Source organism: Pseudoalteromonas sp. DY56-GL79 (assembly GCF_041414765.1).
Taxonomy (GTDB): Bacteria; Pseudomonadota; Gammaproteobacteria; order Enterobacterales; family Alteromonadaceae; genus Pseudoalteromonas; species Pseudoalteromonas piscicida.
In genome coordinates this window covers 1-636 of the sequence record NZ_JANHZS010000068.1, presented here as the reverse complement: position 1 = coordinate 636, position 636 = coordinate 1, and the positions used below count along the sequence as shown (strand labels likewise).

Here is a 636-nt window from a genome sequence, read left to right as displayed (position 1 = left end):
GGAGATGTATGGACTCCTCCCCCTTAACGGGAGAGTACGGTATAAAGATATTGCAAAACACTTTTACCAAATAAGGAGTCCATACATGACACAGTCTAATTTAATCGCTATCGACTTGGCAAAAAACATTTTCCAGGTAGCACAGCTGAAAGGCAATAAACTCAAGTTTAATAAGCCAATGAAACGCGAACCTATGCTTGAGTTGCTAGCAAAAGCCGAGGGGTCAAAGGTCGTGATGGAAGCTTGCGGTAGCGCCCAGCATATTGCTCGCAAAGCGCTGTCGCTGGGGCATGATGTCATGTTGCTTCCCCCTAAATTTGTTAAAGCGTTTAGGCAAGGCCAAAAAACTGATGCAAATGATGTCCTCGCTATTGCCAGTGCAAGCCAAGCATACAACGTGAAGCCCTGTAAAATCATGACGGTTGAAGAGCAAACGTTGCAGTCATTGAGCCAAGCGAGAACTTTAGTAGATAAACAAAAGACCCAGCTTTCAAATCAAATACGTTGCTTGCTATTAGAGTTTGGTGTTGTCATTAATCAAGGCGATGCAGCGTTAACACAAGCGGTTCCAGATATTTTAGAAGATGCTGAAAATGCGCTACCTATCGCATTAAAACAAGCACTCGCGGTGAGTTA

At 43.7% G+C, this 636-nt stretch carries 1 protein-coding gene; it reads left to right on the top strand.

The window, feature by feature from the left end:
- Positions 1-85: 85 nt before the first annotated feature.
- Positions 86-636 (top strand): transposase (locus tag NO992_RS23370; protein ID WP_371380817.1); only part of this gene is annotated, 551 nt, incomplete at its 3' end.